The sequence below is a fragment of the Streptomyces sp. H27-H1 genome (assembly GCF_026627445.1).
Lineage (GTDB): Bacteria > Actinomycetota > Actinomycetes > Streptomycetales > Streptomycetaceae > Streptomyces.
In genome coordinates, this window is sequence record NZ_JAPNLJ010000168.1 from 1 (window position 1) to 652 (window position 652).

The following is a 652-nucleotide window of genomic DNA, read 5'->3' on the forward strand; positions in this document are numbered from 1 at the left end:
TAAGGCGCCGTGAATGATGGTCTGGTCCTTGAACCCCTGGTCCACCAGGGCTTTCTCCAACCGGTTCCCGCACCGCTCGGCGGCCTGGGTGAGCAGGGCGGTGCCGGCGGCGTTGTCGTGGGCGGAGGCGGTGAGCACGACTACTCCGATGATCAGGCCCAGGACGTCGACCACGAGTCCGCGCTTGCGGCCTGGTGTCTTCTTGTTCGCGTCCAGTCCCGTCGTGGTCTTGGGGACCCCGGCCGCCGCGCGGACGGACTGGGTGTCGATGACCACGAGGGACGGGTCCTCTAATCGCTTGGCTCTCTCCCTCACCTGGCAGCGCAGCAGTTCCTGTATTCGCTGGTCAAGGCCGTCCTGGCGCCACAGCGTGAAGTAGTAGAACACCGCCGACCAGGCGGGCAGGTCGTGCGGAAGGTAGCGCCACTGACAGCCCGTCCGGTTCTGATAGAAGATCGCGTTCACGACCTCCCGCAGGTCACAGGAGCCCGGATCCCCCGTCGCCGACCGTGCCACCCGCCCCTGCTTCCACGACTCGATCATCGGCCTGAGCAGTTCCCACTGCTCGTCCGTCACATCACTCGGATACGCCGGTCTCTCCATATCCGCACAACATCACTCACATCCCGGCCAGCACGTCAGTACATCGAAC

The 652-nt window shown here is 65.2% G+C and carries 1 protein-coding gene; it reads right to left on the reverse strand.

The genetic code is table 11. The features are described from left to right. The coding region (locus OTB20_RS42325) for an IS5 family transposase (protein WP_267825202.1) at positions 1–603 on the reverse strand (603 nt) is incomplete at its 3' end. Positions 604–652 lie beyond the last annotated feature (49 nt).